The sequence below is a fragment of the Bradyrhizobium sp. genome, from assembly GCF_049581145.1.
Taxonomy (GTDB): domain Bacteria; phylum Pseudomonadota; class Alphaproteobacteria; order Rhizobiales; family Xanthobacteraceae; genus Bradyrhizobium.
Genome location: NZ_JBAURI010001067.1, coordinates 1 through 3,915, shown reverse-complemented (window position 1 = coordinate 3,915; position 3,915 = coordinate 1). Strand labels below are relative to the sequence as shown.

6 protein-coding genes are annotated in these 3,915 nt (G+C 64.7%); all 6 read left to right on the top strand.

The genetic code is table 11. The features are described 5' to 3' along the window. Positions 1-1,017 (top strand): type II secretion system F family protein (locus WCB02_RS34545; protein ID WP_423965665.1); only part of this gene is annotated, 1,017 nt, incomplete at its 5' end. A 16-nt stretch (positions 1,018-1,033) separates the two neighbouring features. Continuing rightward, positions 1,034-1,525, top strand: coding sequence for a type II secretion system major pseudopilin GspG (gspG, locus tag WCB02_RS34540; RefSeq protein WP_423965663.1), 492 nt, complete (start codon positions 1,034-1,036; stop codon positions 1,523-1,525). Continuing rightward, entirely contained in the window at positions 1,518-1,982 is a 465-nt protein-coding gene (locus tag WCB02_RS34535) for a pilus assembly FimT family protein (protein ID WP_423965661.1), read from the top strand. Before gspG ends, WCB02_RS34535 begins: the two co-directional genes overlap by 8 nt. After that, positions 1,972-2,367 carry a PulJ/GspJ family protein gene (locus tag WCB02_RS34530; protein WP_423965659.1) on the top strand — a complete coding sequence of 132 codons (396 nt, stop codon included), beginning with the start codon at positions 1,972-1,974 and terminating at the stop codon, positions 2,365-2,367. The genes WCB02_RS34535 and WCB02_RS34530 overlap by 11 nt, the downstream gene beginning before the upstream one ends. Beyond that, the gene (locus WCB02_RS34525; RefSeq protein ID WP_423965656.1) at positions 2,364-3,098 is read left to right on the top strand and encodes a PulJ/GspJ family protein; all 735 of its coding nucleotides are present in this window, start codon (positions 2,364-2,366) and stop codon (positions 3,096-3,098) included. The genes WCB02_RS34530 and WCB02_RS34525 overlap by 4 nt, the downstream gene beginning before the upstream one ends. Next, positions 3,095-3,915: general secretion pathway protein GspK (locus WCB02_RS34520; RefSeq protein ID WP_423965653.1), on the top strand; the 821-nt coding region annotated here is incomplete at its 3' end. The genes WCB02_RS34525 and WCB02_RS34520, both read left to right, overlap by 4 nt.

The window sequence follows — 3,915 nt, the reverse complement described above, 5'->3', positions numbered from 1 at the left end:
GTGACCACCTTCACCCGCGATCTGGCCTTGCTGCTCAAGGCGGGCGCGCGGCTCGATGATGCGCTCGAACTGCTGGCGAGCGATGCCGACGTCGGCCGGTTGCGGCCCGTGGTGGGCAAATTGCGCGCGGCCCTTCTGAGCGGCGAGAGCCTCGCCGATGCGGTCGGGGCGCATCCGGCGCTTTTTCCGCCGATGTTTGTGGCGCTGGTGCGCGTCGGCGAGGTGTCCGGCACGCTCGACCAGGTGCTGGAGCTGCTCGGCGCGGAACGGGCGCGTGGTGAACAGATGCGCCGCAAGCTGACCGACGCCATGCAGTACCCGGTCTTCGTGCTGATCGCGTCGTTCGGCGTGATGCTGTTCTTTATTCTATTCGTGCTGCCGCAATTTTCTTCCGTGTTGCAGGATTTCGGCAGCAAAACCGACTCCGCGCTCAGCGTTTTCATCGGCGTGTCGGATTTCGTTCGCGGCAATGGCCCGGTGCTGTCGATCGCGAGCGCAACTTTGGTCGTTTCCGCCTGGTTGCTCCTGCGACGGCCCGCAACGAGGGCGGCCGTGGTCGGGGTGATCGCGGGCGTGCCGGGGATTGCCGGCATCTTCCAGTTCTACCGAACCAGCCTGTTCTGCCGAAACCTCGGCGTGCTGCTTGGCAGCGGTGTCAGCCTGACCGCCACGCTGCGCATTCTCGTCGACATCATGGCGGTGACCGGCCATGTCGGAGCCTGGGCCGCCGCCGCCGATCGCGTGCGCCATGGCGGCAAACTGTCGGACGCAATCTCTGCTTCCGCGAGCCTGCCGCCGATGGCGGTGCGCATGCTGCGGCTCGGCGAGGAGACCGGCCAGTTGCCGGTGCTGGCGGGACGGGTCGCCGAATTCTACGAAGCCAAATTGCAGCGCAGCCTCGATCGCGTCATCAGCATCATCGGCCCGCTTGCCATCATCACCATCAGTACCGTTGTCGGTGGACTGATCGTGTCGGTCATGACGGCGCTGTTGTCGGTCACGCAGCTAGTTGGATGAAGTAAGGATCACCGCGATGTCAAAGAACGCCTCCGCCAGAACCTGCGGCTTGCGCACCCGGAACGACGAAGGCCGGCCGGACGAGCATGGTTTCACGCTGGTCGAAATGCTGGTCGTTATCGCCATCATCGGTCTCATCATGGGATTGATCGGCCCGCGCGTGCTCAACTACCTGAGCGAATCGAAGGTCAAGACGGCGAAGATCCAGATGCAGAGCTTCGCCAGCGCGCTCGATCTGTTCAATCTCGACGCCGGCCGCTACCCGTCATCGTCGGAAGGCTTGGCGGCGCTGGTACGGCGGACGCCAGGGGTCGCGGCCTGGAATGGTCCTTATCTGAAAGGCGGCAACGTTCCCAACGATCCCTGGAGCAATCCTTACGTCTATCGCGCGCCGGGCGAACATAGCGCCTACGATATCATGTCCTACGGTTCGGATGGTCAGGAGGGCGGCGCCGGAACCGCCGCCGACATTTCCCTTGAGAACCTGACGAGCGCCAAAAATGAATAGGGTGTCCGAGCGCGGCTTCACCTTACTGGAGATGGTCTGTGTGCTCGCGATCATCGCCATGCTGGCCGCCGTGCTGATGCCATTCGTCCCGTTGCACACGTCGCGCTCCCGGCTGCAGGCCTATGCGCTCCAGGCCGCGACCTTGCTGCAGGCAGATCGCAACGCAGCGATCCGTCGACAGACCGATGTCTCGACGTTGATCGACGCTCCGTCGCGGGCGATCCGATCCGGCGCCACGACGCAAACTCTGCGCATTCCCGATGACGTGCGCTTCGATGCGCTGCTGCCGCACACCTGTCGGCGGCACGCCGCCTTGTCGACGATCAGTTTCTTCGCCGACGGGATGTCTTGCGGCGGCACGATCGCGCTGACCAGGCTCGATACGGCCTATGAGATTCGGGTCAACTGGCTGACCGGAAGGATCGAAATTGCCTCGCGCGCCACGCTTGCCAACTGACCGGCCCGATGCCGGCTTCACGATCCTGGAAGTCCTGATCGCGCTGGCTGTCGTGGCGATCTCGGTCGTCGCGATCGGATCCGTCATGTCGACCAATGCGCGCGGCGTCAGGACCATGGAAGATCACGTCGCGCTGATCCAGAGCGCGCAGACCGTGCTGGCGAGCGCGATTCCGCCGCGCAAGGATCTTGCGCCGGGGGCCTATTCGGGAGTGGTTTGGAACTTTCGCTGGCAGGTCGATGTCGGTCCGATCGGCGGCGGCTGGGTCGTCGACAAGGCAGACCTCCGCTGGCTACCCGAACTCGTCAAGATCCGCGTCCGCGCGCCGTCCGGCGCCACGGTCAATCTCGAAACCGTCCGGTTGATGCGCAGGCCTCAGCAATGACACCGACGCGGGCGAGCGAACGGATCGGCGAACAGGGCTTTACGCTGATCGAGGCCCTGGTGGCGCTGGCGCTGGCCGGTCTCGTGCTGTCCACACTGGCGACGATCACCGCGCAATGGCTGCCGAACTGGAATCGCGGCTTCGACCGCATCCAGCAGGCCGAACTGATCGGGATCGGCATGCAGCGAATCGCGGCCGATCTGGCCGCGGCCGAATTCGTGCCGGCCGGCCGCGGCAGGAAGAAACCGCTGTTCGAGGGATCCGCGTTTTCGGTCACCTTCGTGCGCACGGCGATCGGGCCCAATGTCGGTGTGGGGCTCGACGTGGTGCGGATCGGCGAGACCACTGATCAGGGGCGTCTCGTGACCGTGCGTTCGCGTGCCTCGTTCGCGCCGCTGCCGCCTGGCACTTCGTCCTTGGAGCAGATTCATGTGGCCGACCCGGTCGTCTTGCTGCGTGCGCCGCTGCGCATGTCGTTCGCCTATGCCGGACCGGACCTGGTGTTTCGCGACAGCTGGCACGACATGGATAAACTCCCTGCGGCCATCACGCTCGATGTCCGCGATGCCAAGAGTGGGCGCATGCTGTCGATATCGACGGTGACGCCGGTTCACGTCAATGCGGCGCCGGGGGCCGGAAAATCCGACGACAATTCCAAGGATGATCCGCAAGACGGCGCAAACAATCAGGGCACGACCGCGGCCCAGGCACAGAAGTCGGGTGGCCTATGACGTTGGACCGATTTCGGCGCGGCGCAGTATCCGAGCAGGGTTTCGTCCTTGTTGCCGCATTGTGGCTGCTCGCGGCGCTGGCCGCGCTGGCGACGATCTTTGCGATCTACCTGTCGAATTCGGCGCGCGCGCTTGCCATTGGCGACACGACGTTGCAGGTGGAAGCCCTGGTGTCGGCGAGCGTCGAACTCACGGCCTATCAGTTGCAACTCGGAGGCGACGATACGCGGCCCGCGCAAGGTTCCTTTCATACCCGCTTGAACAACGCCGAACTGGACGTCTCCTTCGTCTCGGAAACGGCCCGGATCGACCTCAACGTGGCGCCGAAGGAGTTGCTGGCAGGTTTGCTGTCGGTGCTTGGCGCGTCGGGCGATGATGCTTCGCAATATGCCGATCGCATCATTGGTTGGCGCACCAAGCCGACGGAGCAGACTGCGGGTAACGAGGACGCGCTATATCGGGCGGCGGGCCGGTCTTACTCGCCGCGTCAGGCGCCGTTTGCCCATGTCAATGAACTCGGCCTCGTGCTCGGCCTGCCGCCGGCGCTGGTCGAACGCGCGCTGCCGTTCGTGACCGTATTCAGCGGCGAAGCCGGTGTGGACGTGCTGACGGCGCAGCCCGAAGTCGTCGCGGCATTGCCCGGCATGACGCCACTCGCACTCAAGCAGTTCCTGAACGATCGTGGCGGTCTGGTCAATGACCCCACCGCGATTGCGGCCGCGTTGGGGGACGCGAAGGCGGGCGCGGCCACAGGAAAAAGCCAGGCCTATCGAATCCTGATCAGAGTTCGCCTTCCAAAGGGCGGCCAGACTGCGTC

Coding starts and splice junctions, on each gene's coding strand:
- gspG (WP_423965663.1), top strand. CDS start 1,034: ATGTCAAAGAACGCCTCCGCCAGAACCTGCGGCTTGCGCACCCGGAAC.
- WCB02_RS34525 (WP_423965656.1), top strand. CDS start 2,364: ATGACACCGACGCGGGCGAGCGAACGGATCGGCGAACAGGGCTTTACG.
- WCB02_RS34535 (WP_423965661.1), top strand. CDS start 1,518: ATGAATAGGGTGTCCGAGCGCGGCTTCACCTTACTGGAGATGGTCTGT.